General features: G+C 47.7%; 21 protein-coding genes, 1 other RNA gene and 1 pseudogene. 18 read left to right on the forward strand and 5 right to left on the reverse strand.

The genetic code is table 11. The features are described 5' to 3' along the window. Window positions 1-76: 76 nt before the first annotated feature. The gene (ffh, locus tag FEM41_RS23960) at window positions 77-1,438 is read right to left on the reverse strand and encodes a signal recognition particle protein (protein WP_138098988.1); all 1,362 of its coding nucleotides are present in this window, start codon (window positions 1,436-1,438) and stop codon (window positions 77-79) included. Window positions 1,439-1,609: 171 nt separating this feature from the next. Between ffh and FEM41_RS23965 the strand changes: the two genes are divergently transcribed. Together FEM41_RS23965 and FEM41_RS23970 are read left to right on the forward strand one after the other, a co-directional pair. Further along, window positions 1,610-2,398: a cytochrome C assembly family protein gene (locus tag FEM41_RS23965; RefSeq protein WP_138099317.1), complete on the forward strand. Its 789-nt coding sequence runs from the start codon at window positions 1,610-1,612 to the stop codon at window positions 2,396-2,398. Between the two features lie 25 nt (window positions 2,399-2,423). Then, complete coding sequence (locus tag FEM41_RS23970; protein ID WP_138098989.1) at window positions 2,424-3,710, forward strand: HlyC/CorC family transporter; 1,287 nt, start codon at window positions 2,424-2,426, stop codon at window positions 3,708-3,710. 45 nt (window positions 3,711-3,755) lie between these two features. On the opposite strand, the gene grpE is transcribed toward FEM41_RS23970, so the two are convergent. After that, window positions 3,756-4,343, reverse strand: coding sequence for a nucleotide exchange factor GrpE (gene grpE / locus FEM41_RS23975; RefSeq protein WP_138098990.1), 588 nt, complete (start codon window positions 4,341-4,343; stop codon window positions 3,756-3,758). 125 nt (window positions 4,344-4,468) lie between these two features. On the opposite strand from grpE, the gene nadK reads away from it, so the two are divergent. The 3 genes from nadK (at window position 4,469) to bamE (ending at window position 7,736) form a co-directional block, all read left to right on the forward strand. Further along, complete coding sequence (gene nadK, locus FEM41_RS23980) at window positions 4,469-5,347, forward strand: NAD(+) kinase (protein ID WP_138098991.1); 879 nt, start codon at window positions 4,469-4,471, stop codon at window positions 5,345-5,347. 84 nt (window positions 5,348-5,431) lie between these two features. Beyond that, complete coding sequence (gene recN / locus FEM41_RS23985) at window positions 5,432-7,093, forward strand: DNA repair protein RecN (RefSeq protein ID WP_138098992.1); 1,662 nt, start codon at window positions 5,432-5,434, stop codon at window positions 7,091-7,093. Between the two features lie 304 nt (window positions 7,094-7,397). Beyond that, window positions 7,398-7,736, forward strand: a complete 339-nt coding sequence (gene bamE / locus FEM41_RS23990) for an outer membrane protein assembly factor BamE (protein ID WP_138098993.1) — start codon at window positions 7,398-7,400, stop codon at window positions 7,734-7,736. 58 nt (window positions 7,737-7,794) lie between these two features. On the opposite strand, the gene FEM41_RS23995 is transcribed toward bamE, so the two are convergent. Next, window positions 7,795-8,085: an RnfH family protein gene (locus tag FEM41_RS23995; RefSeq protein WP_138098994.1), complete on the reverse strand. Its 291-nt coding sequence runs from the start codon at window positions 8,083-8,085 to the stop codon at window positions 7,795-7,797. After that, window positions 8,075-8,512, reverse strand: coding sequence for a type II toxin-antitoxin system RatA family toxin (locus tag FEM41_RS24000; protein WP_138098995.1), 438 nt, complete (start codon window positions 8,510-8,512; stop codon window positions 8,075-8,077). Before FEM41_RS24000 ends, FEM41_RS23995 begins: the two co-directional genes overlap by 11 nt. Window positions 8,513-8,659: 147 nt before the next feature. Between FEM41_RS24000 and smpB the strand changes: the two genes are divergently transcribed. From smpB to FEM41_RS24045, 9 genes are all read left to right on the forward strand, one after another. After that, window positions 8,660-9,142, forward strand: a complete 483-nt coding sequence (smpB, locus tag FEM41_RS24005; RefSeq protein WP_138098996.1) for an SsrA-binding protein SmpB — start codon at window positions 8,660-8,662, stop codon at window positions 9,140-9,142. Between the two features lie 163 nt (window positions 9,143-9,305). Continuing rightward, window positions 9,306-10,556 (forward strand): alanine racemase, encoded by a 1,251-nt coding sequence (alr, locus tag FEM41_RS24010; protein WP_138098997.1) that lies wholly within the window; start codon window positions 9,306-9,308, stop codon window positions 10,554-10,556. 101 nt (window positions 10,557-10,657) lie between these two features. Beyond that, window positions 10,658-11,022: a transfer-messenger RNA gene (ssrA, locus tag FEM41_RS24015) on the forward strand. A 165-nt stretch (window positions 11,023-11,187) separates the two neighbouring features. Then, window positions 11,188-12,417 (forward strand): integrase domain-containing protein, encoded by a 1,230-nt coding sequence (locus tag FEM41_RS24020; protein WP_063268356.1) that lies wholly within the window; start codon window positions 11,188-11,190, stop codon window positions 12,415-12,417. A 214-nt stretch (window positions 12,418-12,631) separates the two neighbouring features. Then, window positions 12,632-13,831 (forward strand): hypothetical protein, encoded by a 1,200-nt coding sequence (locus FEM41_RS24025; RefSeq protein WP_138098998.1) that lies wholly within the window; start codon window positions 12,632-12,634, stop codon window positions 13,829-13,831. Next, entirely contained in the window at window positions 13,828-14,274 is a 447-nt protein-coding gene (locus FEM41_RS24030) for a three component ABC system middle component (protein WP_138098999.1), read from the forward strand. Before FEM41_RS24025 ends, FEM41_RS24030 begins: the two co-directional genes overlap by 4 nt. Further along, the gene (locus tag FEM41_RS24035; RefSeq protein ID WP_138099000.1) at window positions 14,274-16,139 is read left to right on the forward strand and encodes a DUF3732 domain-containing protein; all 1,866 of its coding nucleotides are present in this window, start codon (window positions 14,274-14,276) and stop codon (window positions 16,137-16,139) included. Before FEM41_RS24030 ends, FEM41_RS24035 begins: the two co-directional genes overlap by 1 nt. A 1-nt stretch (window position 16,140) precedes the next feature. Further along, window positions 16,141-17,073, forward strand: a complete 933-nt coding sequence (locus tag FEM41_RS24040) for a hypothetical protein (RefSeq protein ID WP_138099001.1) — start codon at window positions 16,141-16,143, stop codon at window positions 17,071-17,073. 77 nt (window positions 17,074-17,150) lie between these two features. After that, complete coding sequence (locus tag FEM41_RS24045; RefSeq protein ID WP_138099002.1) at window positions 17,151-17,549, forward strand: hypothetical protein; 399 nt, start codon at window positions 17,151-17,153, stop codon at window positions 17,547-17,549. Window positions 17,550-17,585: 36 nt separating this feature from the next. On the opposite strand, the gene FEM41_RS24050 is transcribed toward FEM41_RS24045, so the two are convergent. Next, entirely contained in the window at window positions 17,586-17,873 is a 288-nt protein-coding gene (locus FEM41_RS24050; protein WP_138099003.1) for a hypothetical protein, read from the reverse strand. A gap of 245 nt (window positions 17,874-18,118) precedes the next feature. Here FEM41_RS24050 and FEM41_RS24055 point away from each other — a divergent pair, with 245 nt between their 5' ends. The 4 genes and pseudogenes from FEM41_RS24055 (at window position 18,119) to FEM41_RS24070 (ending at window position 19,890) form a co-directional block, all read left to right on the forward strand. Then, window positions 18,119-18,556 (forward strand): hypothetical protein, encoded by a 438-nt coding sequence (locus FEM41_RS24055; protein ID WP_138099004.1) that lies wholly within the window; start codon window positions 18,119-18,121, stop codon window positions 18,554-18,556. Then, window positions 18,525-18,860 (forward strand): annotated as a pseudogene (locus tag FEM41_RS24060) (relaxase/mobilization nuclease domain-containing protein); the annotation flags it as partial. The gene FEM41_RS24055 and the pseudogene FEM41_RS24060, both read left to right, overlap by 32 nt. 276 nt (window positions 18,861-19,136) lie before the next feature. Next, window positions 19,137-19,655 carry a DUF2778 domain-containing protein gene (locus tag FEM41_RS24065; RefSeq protein WP_138099005.1) on the forward strand — a complete coding sequence of 173 codons (519 nt, stop codon included), beginning with the start codon at window positions 19,137-19,139 and terminating at the stop codon, window positions 19,653-19,655. Further along, window positions 19,633-19,890, forward strand: coding sequence for a hypothetical protein (locus FEM41_RS24070; RefSeq protein ID WP_138099006.1), 258 nt, complete (start codon window positions 19,633-19,635; stop codon window positions 19,888-19,890). Before FEM41_RS24065 ends, FEM41_RS24070 begins: the two co-directional genes overlap by 23 nt. Window positions 19,891-19,894: the final 4 nt, after the last annotated feature.

The raw sequence follows: 19,894 nt of genomic DNA on the forward strand, positions 1-19,894 counted from the left end.
AAAGCCCGAAAATTTTACTCATTTTCGCGCAAAAATCAATTGAAGAAGTGAACAATGGCCTGGAAGCGCAGCCCAATCAGCGTCCCGGGAAGCCAGGGGGCATCATCCCCTTCATCCCGCGCATCATCTTGGCCATGCCGCCTTTCTTCATCTTCTTCATCATACGCTGCATATCGTCAAACTGCTTCAGCAGGCGGTTAACGTCCTGAACCTGCATGCCACAGCCAGTCGCGATACGGCGCTTGCGTGAACCTTTGATGATCTCCGGTCGCTCACGCTCCTTGCGGGTCATGGAGCTGATGATCGCCTCCATGCGCACCAGAACTTTATCGTCCATCTGCGACTTCACGTTGTCCGGCAACTGCCCCATGCCCGGCAGCTTGCCCATCAGGCTTGCCATACCGCCCATGTTTTTCATCTGCTTAAGCTGGTCCAGGAAGTCGTTGAGATCGAAACCGTCCCCCTTCTTCAGCTTATTCGCCAGTTTTTCAGCCTGGTCGCGATCGACCTTGCTTTCAATATCCTCAATCAGCGACAGCACATCGCCCATGCCGAGAATACGTGACGCGATACGATCCGGGTGGAACGGCTCCAGGGCTTCGGTCTTTTCACCGACCCCAAGGAACTTAATGGGCTTACCGGTAATATGGCGGATAGAGAGCGCAGCACCGCCGCGGGCGTCACCGTCCACTTTGGTCAGCACTACGCCGGTCAGCGGCAGCGCTTCGTTAAACGCCTTCGCGGTATTCGCAGCATCCTGACCGGTCATGGCATCCACCACGAACAGGGTCTCTACCGGATTGATTGCGGCGTGGACCTGCTTGATCTCGTCCATCATCGCTTCATCAACGTGCAGACGACCGGCGGTATCCACCAGCAGCACGTCGTAGAACTTAAGCTTCGCCTCTTTCAGCGCGGCATTGACGATGTCGACCGGCTTTTGCTGAACGTCGGAGGGGAAAAAGTCGACCCCCACCTGCTGAGCCAGGGTTTCCAGCTGTTTAATGGCCGCAGGACGGTAAACGTCCGCCGACACCACCAGTACCTTCTTCTTACGCTTTTCGCGCAGGAACTTACCCAGCTTACCGACGCTGGTGGTTTTACCGGCGCCCTGCAGGCCCGCCATCAGAACCACCGCCGGCGGCTGCGCGGCCAGATTCAGCTCATTGTTCTCTTCGCCCATGGCGGCGACCAGCTCGCCGCGCACGATTTTGACGAACTCCTGCCCTGGGGTCAGGCTCTTGTTCACCTCGTGACCAACCGCTTTCTCTTTTACGCGGCTGATAAAATCACGAACTACCGGAAGAGCCACATCGGCTTCCAGTAACGCCATGCGCACTTCACGCAGGGTATCTTTAATGTTCTCTTCTGTAAGGCGCCCGCGGCCGCTGATATTGCGCAGCGTGCGCGACAATCGGTCAGTTAAATTATCAAACATTGTCTCTTGCCTGGGGTGGTGACTTTAGGTCGCTCACGCGACTGCAACGTAACATTTGGGGGCGAGTATATCACGAAGCCGCCCATGTGCGATGCAAGCAACGGTTGGAGCGGAAGCCGGGTAACGCTATACTGCCTTATCGACTCTCTGGCTCATAACCGACACCTGTATATGCCTGTTTTTGCACTGCTTGCGCTTGTCGCCTACTCTTTCAGTCTGGCGCTGATCGTCCCTGGCCTGTTAAAGAAAAACAGCGGATGGCGCCGTTTCGCCCTGATCTCCGCCATTATCGCGCTAATCTGCCACGGCCTGGCGCTACAGGCTCGCATCTTCGCGGGCGACAGCGGCCAGAACCTGAGCCTGCTTAACGTCGGCTCACTGGTCAGTCTGATGATCTGCACCGTCATGACCATCGTCGCCTCACGCAATCGCGGCTGGCTGTTGCTGCCCATCGTCTATGCGTTCGCGCTGATCAACCTGGCCCTGGCGACCTTTATGCCTAATGAATTTATTACGCATCTGGAAGCCACGCCGGGAGTGATGGTGCACATCGGACTGTCGCTGTTCGCCTACGCCACGCTGATTATCGCCGCGCTCTATGCGCTACAGCTTGCCTGGATCGACTATCAGTTGAAAAATAAGCGGCTGGCCTTTAGCGCCGATATGCCACCGCTGATGACCATCGAACGCAAGATGTTTCACATCACCCAGGTCGGCGTCGTGCTGCTGACCCTGACCCTGTGCTCCGGCCTGTTCTATATGAACAACCTGTTCAGCTCGGAAAATATCGACAAGGCCGTCCTGTCTATTATGGCATGGTTCGTCTATATCATCCTGCTATGGGGCCACTATCATGGCGGCTGGCGCGGACGGCGCGTAGTCTGGTTCAACGTGGCTGGCGCCGCCCTGCTGACGCTGGCCTACTTCGGAAGCCGGATACTGCAACAAATCTCCGGCTAAGTTTGTCACTGTAAAGGAAACCCTCTTGGAACACATCTCAACCACCACGCTGATCGTCAGTTTGATCGTGATGGTGGTGATTTCTGCTTACTTTTCCGGCTCTGAAACCGGAATGATGACCCTTAACCGCTACCGCCTGCGCCACCTGTCACGGCAGGGGAACCGCGCCGCAAAGCGGGTTGAGAAGCTACTGCAGAAACCCGACCGCCTGATAAGTCTGGTACTTATTGGTAATAACCTCGTCAATATTCTGGCCTCGGCGCTGGGCACTATTGTTGGTATGCGTCTGTATGGCGACGCCGGGGTGGCCATTGCCACCGGTATACTCACCTTTGTGGTGCTGGTGTTTGCCGAAGTGCTGCCAAAGACCATTGCCGCGCTCTACCCGGAAAAGGTCGCCTTCCCCAGCAGCGTTCTGCTGGCGCCGCTGCAAATCATCATGATGCCGCTGGTGTGGTTGCTCAATATGATCACCCGCCTTCTGATGCGTCTGGTGGGTATCAGGGCCGATGGCGCCGTTAGCGCCGCCCTGAGCAAAGATGAACTACGTACCATCGTTAACGAGTCCCACTCCCAGATTTCGCGCCGCAATCAGGATATGCTGCTGTCGGTGCTCGACCTTGAGAAAGTGACCGTCGACGACATTATGGTGCCGCGCAATGAGATTGTCGGTATCGACATCAACGGCGACTGGAAGTCCATTCAGCGCCAGCTCACCCATTCACCCCACGGGCGTATCGTGCTCTACCGCGAGTCGCTGGACGATTCCATCAGCATGCTGCGGGTGCGTGAAGCCTGGCGGCTGATGACCGAGAAAAAAGAGTTCACCAAAGAGAGTGTCCTGCGCGCCGCCGATGAGATCTACTACATCCCCGAAGGCACGCCCTTGAATGTGCAACTGGTGAAATTCCAGCGTAACAAGAAGAAGGTCGGCCTGGTGGTGGACGAATATGGCGATATTCAGGGGCTGGTCTCGGTAGAGGATATTCTGGAAGAGATCGTCGGCGACTTTACCACTTCGATGTCCCCGACCCTTGCCGAAGAGGTCCGCCCGCAGAATGACGGCTCGGTACTGATTGAAGGCAGCGCCAACGTGCGTGACCTGAATAAGGCCTTTAACTGGAAGATGCCGGAAGACGAAGCCCGCACCATCAACGGCATGATTCTGGAAGCTCTGGAAGAGATTCCGGCGCCGGGCACCCGGGTACGCATCGAACAATATGATATCGACATCCTGGACGTTCAGGACAATATGATTAAGCAGGTGAGAGTGATGCCGGTGAAGCCGCTACGCGAAAGCGTGGAGGGATAATCGATACCGCCCTCTCCCGGAGAGAGGGCGGCACTCTTCGGGCTATCAGGCCTTCGCCTTCGCCACGGAAACCATCGCGGCGCGGATGGTACGGCCATTCAGGGTGTAACCCTTCTGCATCACCATCAGCACGTGGTTCGGTTGAACCTCTTCGGATTCCACCATCGCGATCGCCTGGTGAACATCCGGGTTGAAGGGAACCTGGGTATCTCCCACCACTTCAACACCAAACTTACGGACCACGTCGAGCATCGATTTACGGGTCAGCTCGATCCCTTCAATCATCGCGGCCATATCGCCATTCTCTTTGTCGGCCACTTCCAGAGCGCGATCCAGGCTGTCGAGCACCGGCAGCAGTTCGTTAACGAACTTCTCCAGCGCGAACTTGTGCGCTTTTTCCACATCCTGTTCGGTACGGCGACGCAGGTTTTCCATCTCTGCCCTGGTGCGCAGTTGAATATCGCGCTCCTGCTGCTGAGCCGCGGCTAACTGCGCTTCCAGATTAGCGATACGTTCGTCGCGCGGATCCACCTGTTCAGCACCTTCAGTCACTTCCACCTCTTCATGCTGCTGTTCCGTGGTGTTCTCTTCAGAGACTTGCTCGTCTGGTCGATTCTGTTCTTTACTACTCATGAAATTCTCCGCGTTTCTTTAGCATTCATCTGGCTGGTTCGCTTATTATGGGGATCAGTTTCCCGGTTTCAAGGGACGCTGGCAGATTGTGGAACGCACGCCTTGTTTAAGGACCTGACTGGAAAATGAATAAACATTTCAACTGCATCGGTATTGTCGGGCATCCACGCCACCCCACCGCGCTGACCACCCACGAAATGCTCTGGCGCTGGCTGCACGAAGCGGGCTATGACGTCATTGTCGAACAGCAGATCGCCCAGGAGCTTCAGCTCACTCAGGTACGCACCGGCACCCTGGCGGAAATTGGCCAGCAGGCGGATCTCGCCGTGGTGGTCGGTGGCGACGGTAATATGCTTGGCGCCGCACGGGTGCTGGCGCGCTACGATATTAAAGTGATCGGCATCAACCGCGGTAATCTGGGTTTTCTGACCGACCTCGATCCTGACAACGCCCAGCAGCAGCTTGCCGACGTCCTTGAGGGGCACTATATCACCGAACAGCGCTTTTTGCTGGAAGCCCAGGTATGCCGCCGCGATCGCCAGAGCCGCCTGAGCACCGCCATCAATGAAGTGGTGCTGCACCCCGGCAAGGTGGCGCATATGATCGAATTTGAAGTCTATATCGACGAGAAATTCGCTTTTTCCCAGCGTTCAGACGGGCTGATTATCTCTACCCCAACGGGGTCCACCGCCTATTCGCTTTCCGCCGGCGGCCCCATTCTGACGCCTTCGCTAAACGCCATTACCCTGGTGCCGATGTTCCCCCATACCCTGTCGGCGCGCCCGCTGGTCATTGACAGTTGCAGCACCATCCGACTGCGTTTTTCCCATATGCGCAGCGACCTGGAAATTAGCTGCGACAGCCAGATCGCTCTGCCTATTCAGGAAGGCGAAGATGTGGTGATCCGCCGCTGTAACTATCACCTGAACCTGATCCACCCTAAAGATTACAGCTATTTCAATACATTAAGCTCAAAGCTGGGCTGGTCAAAAAAATTATTCTGAAATTCGCCCAGCCACTTTACTGTATAAAAAACCAGGCTATACTGTGCAAAAACACAGCCCTGATATTTATACAGGAGAGTGGCTATGCTGGCACAACTCACCATCAGCAACTTCGCTATCGTTCGCGACCTTGAGGTAGATTTTCAGCGTGGTATGACCGCCATCACCGGCGAGACCGGCGCGGGGAAATCCATTGCTATCGACGCACTGACCCTGTGCCTGGGCGGCCGTGCCGATGCCGAAATGGTACGCCCCGGCGCCGCTCGTGCCGACCTGTGCGCCCGTTTTTCACTTAAGGATACCCCCGCCGCCCGCCGCTGGCTGGAGCAGAACGACCTGGAAGATGGCAGCGAATGTCTGCTACGCAGGGTGATCAACGCCGATGGTCGCTCCCGGGGCTTTATTAACGGCACCGCCGTCCCTCTCTCTCAGCTACGCGACCTGGGCCAGCGGCTGATCCAGATCCACGGTCAACACGCCCATCAGCAGCTTCTGCGCCCGGAACATCAGAAACACCTGCTGGACGGTTACGCGGGGGAAGCGGCGTTACAACAGGAGATGGCCGAACGCTACCGCGCCTGGCATCGTAGCTGCCGGGAACTGGCCAGCTTCCAGCAGCAGTCACAGGAGCGCGCCGCGCGCGCCGAACTGCTCCACTACCAGCTAAAAGAGCTTAATGAGTTCGCCCCTCAGGCCGGCGAGTTCGAAACTATCGACGAAGAGTACCGTCGCCTGGCGAACAGCGGTCAGTTGCTTTCTACCGGTCAACAGGCGCTAACGCTGCTGGCCGACGGAGAAGATCAGACGCTCAGCAGCCAGCTCTATAGCGCCCGCCAGCTGGTCACTGAACTGGCAGGCATGGACGATAAGCTTTCCGGAGTGCTGGAAATGCTGGAAGAGGCCGCCATCCAGCTCGACGAAGCCAGCGACGAGCTGCGCCACTACTGCGATCGCATGGACCTGGATCCCAACCGCCTGTTTGAGCTGGAACAGCGTATCTCACGTCAGATAGCCCTGGCGCGCAAGCATCAGATTGCGCCGGAAGCGCTGCCGGAACTACACCAGCAACTGCTGGAAGAACAGCGCCTGCTGGACGAACAGGGCGAAGGTCAGGAGGCGCTGGCCCTGGCGGTGGAACAGAACCATCGCCAGGCGCTGGAAACCGCGCAACGCCTGCACCAGAGCCGTAGCGCCAGCGCCCGCGAGTTGGAACGACTCATCGCCGACAGCATGCAGGCGCTGGCCATGCCCCATGGCCGCCTGACCATTGCGGTAGAGTTCAGCGAAAACCAGCTGACGGCGGAAGGGGCGGATCGCGTGGAGTTCCACGTGTGCACGAACCCGGGCCAGCCCTTGCAGCCGCTGGCCAAAGTCGCCTCCGGCGGCGAACTGTCGCGTATCGCGCTGGCAATCCAGGTGATTACCGCCCGCAAGATGGAAACACCGGCGCTGATTTTCGACGAAGTGGATGTGGGTATCAGCGGCCCCACTGCCGCGGTCGTAGGTCAGATGCTGCGCCAGTTGGGCGACTCCACCCAGGTGATGTGCGTTACCCACCTGCCCCAGGTGGCTGGCTGCGGGCACCACCACTTCTTTGTCAGCAAAGAGACCGACGGCGAAGTGACAGAAACCCGCATGCAGCCGCTGGATAAGCGAGCCAGACTGCGCGAACTGGCACGCCTGCTGGGCGGCAGCGAAGTCACCCGCAACACCCTGGCCAACGCCAAAGATCTACTGGCCGCCTGACAGCCCAGGGACAGCGCCGCAGCCGGATTTCGGGTGCGGCGCCGGGTAAAACAGTGAATAACGCAGGAATTCGCAACAGAATAAAACGAGCTACTGACCGGGTCATGAAAATCAGCGAGGCGGCGTAAAACGCGGCACTCAGGCAAAAACAGCGTAAAAACAGTCACCCTGCCGCCAACTTTTTTCACCGCTGGCGGTCTCAGTGAAGCGCCTTTAAGGTTTTAAACTGCGTAAAGGTTTATTATCATCGGCGTATTACGTATGAGCCACGCGCCGTTCGGGCCCGAAAAGGAATCAAATCACTATGCGCTGTAAAACGCTGACTGCCGCCGCAGCGGTTCTTCTGATGTTAACCGCCGGCTGTTCCACTCTGGAGCGAGTGGTTTATCGCCCTGACATCAGCCAGGGTAACTATCTGGCTCCTGGCGACGTTTCAAAAATCCGCGTCGGTATGACGCAGCAGCAGGTTGCCTATGCGCTGGGTACGCCGATGATGACCGATCCCTTCGGTAGCAACACCTGGTATTATATCTTCCGCCAGCAGCCGGGCCACGAGAAAGTCACCCAGCAGACCCTGACGCTGACCTTCGACAGCAACGGCGTACTGACCAATATCGACAACAAGCCCGCGCTGCAGAAGTAAACCGGCGGACCGGCATAAAAAAAGCTCCCAAGGGGAGCTTTTTTGTTGCGCTAAACCGCTACGACTTATTCTTGCCTGCGGCACGCTGACGGCGCAGCTCTTTCGGATCGGCAATCAGCGGGCGATAGATTTCCACCCGGTCGCCATCGTGCACCTCATCGCCCGCTTTTGCCGGACGGCTGTAGATACCCAGCTTATTTTTTTGCAGACTGATATCCGGGCGCAGCTCCAGCAGACCGGAAGCCACAATGGCCTGCTCCAGGGTCGCCCCCTGGGGTAGCGTCACCCGCCGCAGATACTGATGTTCCGGCAGCGCATAAACCACCTCGACCTGGATTTCAGGCGACACTGTACACCTCTTTGGCCCGGCTCGTGAACGCCTGCACCATATTGCCCGCCAGCTCTTTAAAGATGCGGCCAAACGCCAGCTCGATCAGCTTATTGGTAAATTCGAAATCCAGCTGGAATTCGATACGACAGGCATCCGGCGCCAGCGGCGTAAACTTCCAGCCGCCCATCAGCTTCTTAAAGGGGCCATCCACCAGATGCATCAGGATACTCTGGTTGCTGGTCAGCGTATTGCGGGTGGTAAAAGTCTTGCTGATCCCGGCTTTCGCCACCTCCACCGCCGCCGTCATCTGGCCGGGAGTGGATTCCAGCACCCGGCTACCCACGCAGCCCGGCAGGAAGTCGGGATAGGACTTTACATCATTGACTAACTGATACATCTGCTCAGCGCTATAAGGCACCAGCGCAGTGCGACTGATCTGCGGCATACCATTTCCTGTGTCTCATACAACCCACAGATAATAACATTTCTGGCCTGGCAAAGAAAAATTACGCAGCAAGACATGCTAACATAGTCTGTCCCCCACGGGATGGGGGTGCGTTTTACCATCGGATTACCTATACTGAGCGGCACTATGACGAAGAAAAAAGCACACAAACCTGGCTCAGCCACCATTGCGCTTAATAAGCGCGCCCGCCATGAATACTTTATCGAAGATGAATACGAAGCGGGCCTGGCCCTTCAGGGCTGGGAAGTTAAGTCGCTGCGCGCCGGTAAGGCCAATATTGGCGATAGCTATGTGATCCTGAGAGATGGCGAAGCCTACCTGTTCGGCGCTAACTTTACGCCGCTGAGCGTTGCCTCTACCCACGTAGTCTGCGACCCGATCCGCACCCGTAAGCTGCTGCTGAATCAGCGCGAGCTGGACACCCTGTACGGACGCATTAACCGCGAAGGCTATACCATAGTGGCGCTGTCGCTGTACTGGAAGAACGCCTGGTGCAAGGTGAAAATTGGCGTGGCGAAAGGTAAGAAGCAGCACGACAAACGTAACGATGTGAAAGATCGTGAATGGCAGGTCGATAAAGCGCGGATCATGAAAAACGCCGGTCGCTAAACCAACTCCCCTCCCGTGCTGTCGCCACGGCGGCAGCCATTTTCCCTCTATCCCCCTGACTTTTCTTAGTAAATGGCCATAGCCAGAGTATTGACTCACGCCTGAATTCGAATAATTATGCGTTAAAAATAAAAACTCATTCATCAATACTTTGGGACAGACCATGAAAAACGCTAAAGGACTTCGCCACGCGCTGCCGCTGCTGGCGCTCTTTACGCTGGCCGGCTGCCAGCAGACCACCACACCGGTATCGGCTCATCAGACCGCACCAGACCATCACGCGGCCCTGTCGCGCAGCGCCGAACAACCAGGACACGCCTGGCTTGAGATCTCGCGCGGCAAGCTGACCAGCAATATCCACCAGGTTCAGCAGCTACTGGGCGGGAAATCCACGCTGTGCGCCATTCTGAAAGGCGACGCCTACGGCCACGACCTGTCGCTGGTCACGCCGGTCATGATGGAAAATAACGTTCAGTGCATTGGCATTGCCAGCAACGCCGAAGTGAAAACGGTGCGCGACCTGGGCTTTAAAGGTCGCCTGATGCGGGTGCGTAGCGCCTCGCCCCAGGAGATGGCGAAAGTGATCGACTATAACGTCGAGGAGTTAATCGGTAACCCGCAGGTTGCCAGCGAGCTGAACGCACTGGCAAAGCAGCGCGGTAAAACTCTGCCCATCCACCTGGGACTGAACTCTGGCGGTATGTCGCGTAACGGTCTGGATGTCAGTACCTTACAGGGCATTGCCACGGCCAGCCAGATAGCCCACCTTAGCAACCTGAAGGTGGTGGGGATTATGACCCACTACCCAATGGAGGATGAAGCCGAAATCCGCGCCGGGCTGAAGCTGTTTAACCAGCAGGCGGCTGCCGTTATCGCCGCCGCCGGGCTGAAGCGCAGCGATATTACGCTGCATACCGCCAACACCTGGGCCACGCTGCGGGTACCGGAATCGCGCCTGGACCTGGTGCGGGTCGGCGGCATCTTCTATGGCGATACCACCGCCACCCATAGCTATCAGCGAGTGATGACCTATAAATCCAACGTCGCTGCCGTTAACGCCTATAAAAAAGGATCCACCGTCGGCTATGACCGCACTTACACGTTAAAGCGCGACTCGCTGCTGGCTAACATTCCGGTGGGCTATGCCGACGGCTATCTGCGCGACTTCAGCAACAAGGGCCACGTACTGATTGGCGGCCAGCGCTACCCGGTGGTGGGCAAAACCTCGATGAACACCATTATGGTAGATGTTACCGGCACATCGGGTATCGTCCCAGGCGCCGAAGTGGTGCTGTTCGGCAAACAGGGCAATGCCGAAGTGACCGGTGAAGAGGTGGAAGAGATTACCGATGTGCTGTTCACCCAAACCTCTATCCTGTGGGGCGCCACCGTTCCCCGGGTGCTGGTAGACTAAATCACGCGGCGGCCCGCAAGCGCAGGCTGCCTGAATTGTCGCCACTCTCGTTAGCGACGGTTCTCCCGTGATAAATTTGTGATATACTCGATTCACTCTTTGGGGCTGATTCTGGATTCGACGGGATTCGCGAAACCCAAGGTGCATGCCGAGGTGCGGTAGGCCTCGCTAAAAAACCGCAAAAAAATAGTCGCAAACGACGAAAACTACGCTTTAGCAGCTTAATAACCTGCTCAGAGCCCTCTCTCCCTAGCCTCCGCTCTTAGGACGGGGATCAAGAGAGGTCAAACCCAAAAGAGATCGCGTGGATGCCTTGCCTGGGGTTGAAGCGTTAAATCTAATCAGGCTAGTTTGTTAGTGGCGTGTCCGTCCGCAGCTGGCAGGTGAATGTAAAGACTGGACTAAGCATGTAGTACCGAGGATGTAGGAATTTCGGACGCGGGTTCAACTCCCGCCAGCTCCACCACTTTCTAGTTGTTTGAAGTACAATGAAGTCTACTAAGCCCGCACAGCACAAGCTCTGCGGGCTTTTTTACGTCTATTGTCGTCCAGTGAGAATTGCTGAGAACTACGAGTTATGGCACCCTGAATGGGACCCACTAAGAAGGGTCCAAAAACCGAGGGTCCCAAAATGGCAAAAATCGCTAAGAAGCTCACTGACACTGAAATCAAAAGCACCAAGCCAGCCGATAAAGAAATCAACTTGTTTGACGGTGATGGTTTGATTCTGCGAATCGCTCCTTTGGCGAAAGGAGGCAAGAAAAATTGGTATTTCAGGTATGCAGTACCAGTGAGCAAGAAAAGAACCAAAATGAGCCTTGGGACATATCCTCACCTTACCCTTGCAAGAGCCAGAGCCTTACGTGATGAATATCTCTCCTTTCTGGCAAATGGTGTTGATCCCCAAATCCATAACAACGATAAGGCGAAGGCATTAAAGAGTGCTACTGAGCACACTCTCCAAGCCGTAGCGCGGAAATGGTTAGATGAGAAGGTAAAGACATCAGGTATCTCACAAGACCATGCAGCAGACATCTGGCGCAGCTTAGAGAGAAATGTCTTTCCTGGTCTGGGTAATGTCCCTATCAATGAGATCCGACCTAAGCTCTTAAAACAACACCTTGATCCTATTGAGCAACGAGGCGTATTGGAAACTCTACGCCGTATCATTTCTCGTCTGAATGAAATCTTCCGGTGGGCAGCCACTGAAGAACTTATTGAGTTCAACCCGGCTGACAACCTTGGTCAAAGATTCAGTAAACCAAAAAAGCAAAATATGCCTGCCCTTCCCCCAAGCGAATTGCCAAGGTTTATGGAATCTTTGACGAATGCGTCAATCCGGTTGGAAACACGTATGCTAATTGAATGGCAATTGTTGACATGGGTTCGTCCGGGTGAAGCTGTTCGCGCAAGGTGGTCTGATATTGATACAACTAACAGCATTTGGAACATTCCTGCTGATTTTATGAAAATGAAAAAGCCACACAAAGTTCCTTTGAGTAAAGAAGCTTTGCGCATCCTTGAATTAATGAAATCAATAAGTGGGCATAGAGAATGGGTTTTCCCCAGCATTAAAGCGCCTCTTAATCATATGCATGAACAAACAGCCAACGCAGCTATCATCCGAATGGGGTTCGGAGGCGAGCTTGTAGCTCACGGTATGCGTTCTATTGCAAGAACAGCGGCAGAGGAGTCTGGTAAGTTCAGAGCCGAAGTTCTTGAGGCAGCGCTTGCCCACTCAAAAAAAGATGAAATTATCGCAGCATACAATCGTGCAGAATATCTGATAGAGCGACAGAGTTTGATGCAATGGTGGAGTGATTACGTTCAAACTCAAAGAGCTAAAGCTATCGCTGCTTGACTGATACAGGGGATTAGCAAGAAGGATAGGGATAGCCTGGAAAGCCCATATACTGACGAATGCCCCTTAGCTAAAACATTCTCATCGGATTGAAAGCGCACATGTACATAAAACCAGTATAAAAACATAAGGTTATATAACTAAACTTTGATACGTATGCTTCCATATGTTTTTAGTGTTTGATATGGTGAAAAAAAGATACTGATGTTTTTTTATGCTTTCATTGCTTGTTTCCTTAGTGGGCTACCATATGGATTTCTTTGAAAAAACTAATGCTGACAAAAATTCAATAGGTTTTACCTATCAAGATTACGTTGCTTTAAAACATGCCTTAGAGCTTAAACCAGAAGAACACATTGGGATTGAAGTTTATGACGATCTCCATCTTGAGAGCATCGAGGGTCATAAAACTTTGGTTCAAGTTAAACATTCAATTAACAAGTCTAATATAACTAATAAAGACATAGACTTATGGAAAACATTATATAATTGGTCAGAGGCGATTAAGACCATAGGCGACAAAAGCATTAGCCTTATTTTTTACACTAACAAAGGTCTTACCTTAGAGCCTGGTATCGTGCAACTTTTGACTAACGACACTAAGGACATTGAAAAAATAAAAAATGAAATAGAAAAGATAGAACAAGATCATAAAAATAAGTCAGATGACCTCTATAAGTATATTTCTATCATAAACTCACTCGATAGCAATTCTTCTAAACGTTTATTTAATAGTATAAGTTTTCAACATAGCGAAGATGGGATCATCCGCCAAATAAAAACATTACTAAAAACATTAGCAATCCCTGATGATAAAATAGATGATGCTTTTAATTATATTTCAGGTGCTTTTTTTAAACATAAATATGACTTGGTTAAAAATCATACCAAAATAAATATAAGTTATGATGATTTTCGAAATAATTTGGGAATAGATAGGATTATTCAAATTTCAAGAAATTGTATAAATAATTTCGACCAATACTACGATTTTGAATCTGCATACCCAACTAACGTTGAGTCAAAGATCTCTTACAAACAACTCAAAGATTTGGATTTGAATAGCGATTCAATCGTAAAATATGTAAATGAAATGGCCAAAACAGAAGCTTTCATTCAAAAATTGCAAAGCTCTGGAGATTTAACAACTCAAGAAGAAAGACTAATATATCAAAAAGCGCTTGATGAATGGCAATCACGTCATTCAGCAACGTATATACGAAGCCGTTTTACAGAAATAAATGAAGATCATCTTAATAAAGCCTTCTCTGTCTATACTGAATTGACAGGGAACTGTAATATTGTGTTGGATAAAAATCAATTACCTAAATCTATGACTACAGGAACGTTCTTGCTCCTTTCAGATAAGCCAAAAATAGGATGGCTTCAAAACTGGGAGTCAGTCTATAAATGAAAATATATAACAATGAGCTTTTGGGTATATTCTCTTTGCAAGAGGTGTTATCAATAGCATCAAATATTGAAATAAGCAATGCAATGCTAATTTTACCAATTATATTTCATAAAAAAAGCTTAGATTACCTTGCCCACAAGAGAACCAATACACTATCTTTTCAAGATCTACTATTAACCAAGCCCGAAATAATAGTATCCATAAATAAAAGATTCTATAATTTCCTTCCATCCTCAGTTAATTGTGTTTCATTGTGCCTTGAAAATGGAATAGCTGAATTAGAACACGGTAAATTAGCATTTAAAAACAAGTTAATATTAGATAATGCGATCCCGTTTATTGGCAAAAGAGCCGTAAAAATACAGGCAGCATCTATAAATGTTGCACGTTTATTATTAGAAGAAGCACACAATATATATGACATTTGTGGAGTTAGATTATAATGCAGATTACTAATATTTTAATATGGCAAATTGATTCAACCTTGAGGAATTTAGAACTTGAGGAAAATAAGGTAAATGTAATAACAGGTGATTCTGGCAAAGGGAAATCCTCAATACTGGCTATCATTGATTATTGCCTTTTATCCTCATCATCTGATGGTATATCAAAAACAAATGTCGATAATTTTGTAAATTGGTATGGGATTAGATTAAGTATAAACGGTAAATATTTCACTATTTGTAGAAAAGCGACACACTTTGAAGAAGATGATCTAGTTTACTTTGACAAAAATGGAGACATTCCACAAATCCCTATTAACAATATCAAAAAGGATGTTTTAAAAGAACATCTGAATTATGAGTTTGGTATTAATAGTTCTCTAAAAATCCCTTATGGTGGTAGATTCATACAACAAGGGTCAAAAGTATCCTATAGATATTTTATCCCGCATTGCTTTATAGATCAAACAACACTAACCTCTTCAGAACATCTTTATTCGAAAATCTCTGATTTAAAGACAAGAGAGCGTATTGACCGAACCTTTGACATGGCTCTTGGCAGTGAAAACGCCGAAACTATGATAATGAGAACGCGGTTAGAAGAATTACAAAGGAATCTTGCTCGTATCGAATATAAACAGTCGGCTAGCAAAGACTCTTATTTCAATTTCGAAAGTGAAATAGAATCACTATACGACAGGGCGTATTATTTTGGTTTAATAAGTGAAAACAGCAAGAATGAACCAACTGTAAGTGATAAACTTGAAAATTTGAAAGCGATAGTTAATTACAAGGATATAAACGAAATCCCAGCAATTAATGAAAGAACAAAAATTGAAAAAGAACTTTTCCTCTTAAAAAAAGAACTGACAGACATTAATGAATATATAGAAACAAATACTGAATATAAGAAGTTTTTAAAAGATAACCAAGACTCCCTTTTAATAGCCAAATATTTAGATGATAATTATAGCGAAATATTATATACAAAAAACATCTATTCAATCATTAAATCCTTATTGAACCAAAGCTCAGAGATAAAAAAGGCTATAGCCGAAAAAGGACAAAACTCACTCATATCAAAAACAAATGCTAAGAGAAAAGAGTTAGAACTTAAAATATCATCCTTGAGTAAAAAACTTGCAACTGTTAGTGATGAAAAAATCACACCAATCGAGCTTTATCGGTTCATGGGTGAACTCAGCTCTGAAATTAAACGGATAGTTGTTCTCCCTAAATATGATTATACTGATACTATAGAAAAGATAACTACTAAAATTAATGAGTTAGAAAGCAAGATAACAGACAATAATGCCTTTAAAGAATATACATTGAGTTTACTGAACGGAAAAATAAAGGAAATATTCACACGGATGCCTTTAAAAGGATTTGAGGATGCAACTCCAATATTCAATAAGGCAAAAAAAACACTTGATTTGATAAATAAAAATCAAGTTGAAAAAATGATAGATATTGGAAGTGCTTCTAACTATATGTATGTACATGTAGCTTATTTCCTTGCACTTCACGAATTGGTAAGAGATAGAAAAGTACCGTGGGTTCCACGATTCTTAGTCGTTGACCAGCCCAGCACTCCATATTTTAGTACTGCTGGTAAAAAAACTGATGACTTTGCAAGTCTTGATGCAGCCCTAAATGAAATTAATTCTTTTGTTGAGAAAATGCGGTCTCATGGTGGTTTCCAAATAATACTGTTAGAGCATATTGAAGAGTCTTATTGGCTTGACAGACAAATGACAAATTTTAAGCTCGTCGATAAAGAACTAAGAAATGATTATGGATTGATACAAGTTAATTCGGAAAAAAATACTCAAAAAAAACAAATTGACGACAAGGAGCAGTAATATGAACAACAAAGATAATTACAATATAGGACATTGCGAACTATGTGGCACTCAAAATATCAGTTTAATAAACAGCCATTACTTACCGTCATTTTTTTATTCAAGAATGTATGATATAAAAGATAAAAACCATACGTTAAATCTTATCCAATCTGATTGGACAAAAAGGAATATGGGTGATCACCAAATAACAAAATATATGCTCTGCAAATACTGCGAAGATCTTCTCAGTAAATATGGAGAGACGCCATTTCCTAATATAGCACTTCCAATAAACCAGCGAAATCCGGATCTTTTTGTAAAACTAATCCGAAATCTTCTACCGAAAACACAGAACAACTTGACTTTATCTAAATTAGATAATTTCGATAATGACAGCCTTTACTATTTTATTATAAGCATGTTCTGGAGAAGTTCACTCAGCTGGAACAAAAATCAATATGATAAGAGAACATTCCAGTGTCATTACCCTAAGCAATTCATTGATGAAATGAAATTATATCTACAAAAAAGAGTAATTCCACTGAGCTTCAAAATATTGGTAATCCCTTTATTGAGAACCCCATATAACTCTTGCTCTCTTCCAAAGGAAACAAATCTTAAAGGAGGTGGAAAGTATTACTCCTTCAATATATATCAATATTTATTCATTCTTTTGAACGATACCCTAGCTGAAGAAAAAATTGAAGGATTGCAAAATGGTAAAATAGCATATTGCATTTCGGATTATTTTGAAAATAATTTTTCATATCAGTTCAATAGAAGCTATAAAGAAAGCAAAACCAAAGGTAGAAAAAGCCTCGATGTATCATGGATAGATCAAAAATTCACTTTTGGTTGGTCATTCACTGGTTCAACACAACCATTGTATTTTATCTCTGGAAACTATTTGGTCAAAGAATGCAATATTTCTTGGACAAAAACCAACACATGATCCCACTGATATTACAAAAAACATTTTCAATGTTTTTTTCATCTACCATAATTAACATTTTCATAGAGGTTTATAAAATGAATAGATATATAATTGTTAAAGTTTTTGGAGTTAAGCACTTACTGGAAAATGATATGAGAGAAGAAAAAAATCCTATATTTCTAATCTTCGATACACAATCATCAATAGTTGTTGGCAGCTATAAAATAGACGAAAAAGATGCATTATCAGAAAGTAATAGATTAAATAAAAATGACAATCCAATCACGCTAAGTTTTGTAATTAACATTTCAAATAATAATAACTCTGACTTCACAAACACCAACGTCATGATAAATATAAAAGAAACAAAAAATTTAAATATCGATTTAGAACTTGACTCACAAGATATAATTTTTGATGTGGTAAAAGATAACCTCATTACTATTCTCAACAACCTTTTTTCTCCAAATTCAAATTTTGGTATGAAAATATAGTAAAAGCTACCATACGTTCAGTATGGTAGCTATAAACTACCAAGCTCTGTATATGTATTGCATTTCATTAATAGGAGCATCATCTCTGAACTTTACTTCGAAAGATATATTTTTATCAACAAATTCAAAGATCCTTTTATCCAGATAGTAAACATACTTTTTTAAGTCTCCCTTTCTTGTCTCGATAGTCAATAAGTATCTTTGTAGAATCTCTGGATGCTCTCCTAATCGTAATACTATTGGCGTGATACTTTTCAACTTACCACTCGTGTATCCTATGTATGTATATTCCAGATCTATATGATAGCTGTCTAATTCTTTCATAAATTAACTCCTATTTTTATAATATTATGAATGTAATATAACAATTGAAAGAAATGTCAATATGGTAAATCAGCAAGGGCTAACTCTACGAAGCGCTACGCTGCTTCTTCGAGTTCCCCTTGTTTTTCCGCCCTTCGGTTGGAAAAAATTAAAAGCAAAATCGAGACAAGCATTGACATTATTCACATCTACCATATAAATAAATTAAGAATAAGGAATATGCTTTTATATGAAAAGGAGTTCATATGACCGAAAATAATACTTTTAATAAGATCGTTGTGAGTAAACATTCCCGTAATGGAAGCGTTAACGAAGCGAAGCTCTCACACAACCAGCTTCGTTCTCATTGCGTCAGTGTCAGATTTAATGATGAAGAGCTAACGCTTCTCAATGAGAGACGTGGCAGTCATCGTAAAGGCGAGTGGCTTCGCTTATCTTTACTTAATAAACTTCCCGCTGTCGTTCCAGCTATCAATATTGAAGCCTGGAAAACCCTTGGTGAGATTTCGCAGAAGCTGAACAAGCTTGTGGCTCATCTTGATAGCAAGAGCTATGAAAGCTCTTTGTCGCAAACTGAACTCTTCGCCGTAAAGCGTCAGGTCTCAGAACTTCGCTTGCATTTAATTACCGCTGACCTGTGGAGAGCTTCCCATGAAGGGAATGCAAAAAATCCGCAGGGGTAAGAGCTTCGCTGGTGTAGTGCTTTACGCATTAAAACCAGCTTCTCATCATAAAAAAGATCCGATAGTGATTGGCGGGAACATGGATGGAAGCGCCGCTGAAGATCTGATAGTTGAATTTAATACCACAAAAACGCTTCGCCCGGATGTTGCTAAACCCGTCTGGCACAACTCGCTTCGCTTACCTAAGGGTGAATCACTAACGCCTGTGCAGTGGTCCTACATCGCAGATGACTACATGAAGCGCATGGGCTTCGCAGAAACGCATCTCAGATGCTACGTGCTACATGAGGACGAAGATGGCCAGCCCACCAAATAAAACAAGGGGTTACACGCAAGTGTAACCCTTTTTTTATGTCCAGTGTCCACTTTGCGTCCACTACCCTGCCTTTTACATTTCTCAAAGCAACGTCAGTTGTTGATTTACCGGTAGCAACACCGCGCTATATCAGGTTTGGCTTGTATTTGTGGCTAATGAGATAATTTAAATTCACCACGTTAACAATCAATTACGAAAATAGTTGTAAAATAACAGACTGTTGCGCTATACACTTTATCCACAGTATCAAGAGGGAATTAGTGTATGGCGTTAAATGGAAAAATGCTTTTAAACGGTGCTGACATCGCGCCACTTGTATTTCCTGGCGTGGGAATGTTTATGGCCTTTTCGGGCAATGGCACTTACAAAAACCGGGGGAGTTGTGGGAAACATCCGGGAGATGGGCCAATTCCAGAAGGGCGATACTGGATAGTTGCACGTGGCAGCGGTGGGCCGGTATCAAAAATAATTGCTTTTTTTAAAGATACTTACAACAAATACCATAGCGGCGCAGAATTCGCTCGCTCTGAATGGTTCGCTCTTTATCCCAATGACTGGAACATAGACGATGCTACATGGATCGAAGGGGTTAAACGCGAGCATTTTAGATTGCACCCTGGTGTCCTATCTGACGGGTGTATAACTCTTGTTAGCAATTCCGATTTTCGCACGCTACGCAATGCGCTACTGGCAACATCACAAATTCGCGTGCCATGCATGAAAGACCTAATGGCGTATGGCATGATCGAGGTTATCAATAATGGTTACAACACTTGCTCGTAAGTTATCTAAAATTCTCTGGTTTGCCGCGTTGTTCTATCTCGGTTTACGTCTTATCGATCCGGCAAAATTTATCAGTCTCCACACGACACAGCGTTTTGCACTATGGGCTGAGGGGAGTGTGAGTCAGGAGAACTTTGATGATTTATGGGTGCTGGCATGGGTTGTTTGCTCGTTCTTATTCGCCACCGTGGGGTATCTGGCCTTGATGTGGACCATTCGAAAAGTGCGCCGGTGACGGC

It is taken from the genome of Jejubacter calystegiae (assembly GCF_005671395.1).
In the GTDB taxonomy this organism is placed as follows: domain Bacteria; phylum Pseudomonadota; class Gammaproteobacteria; order Enterobacterales; family Enterobacteriaceae; genus Jejubacter; species Jejubacter calystegiae.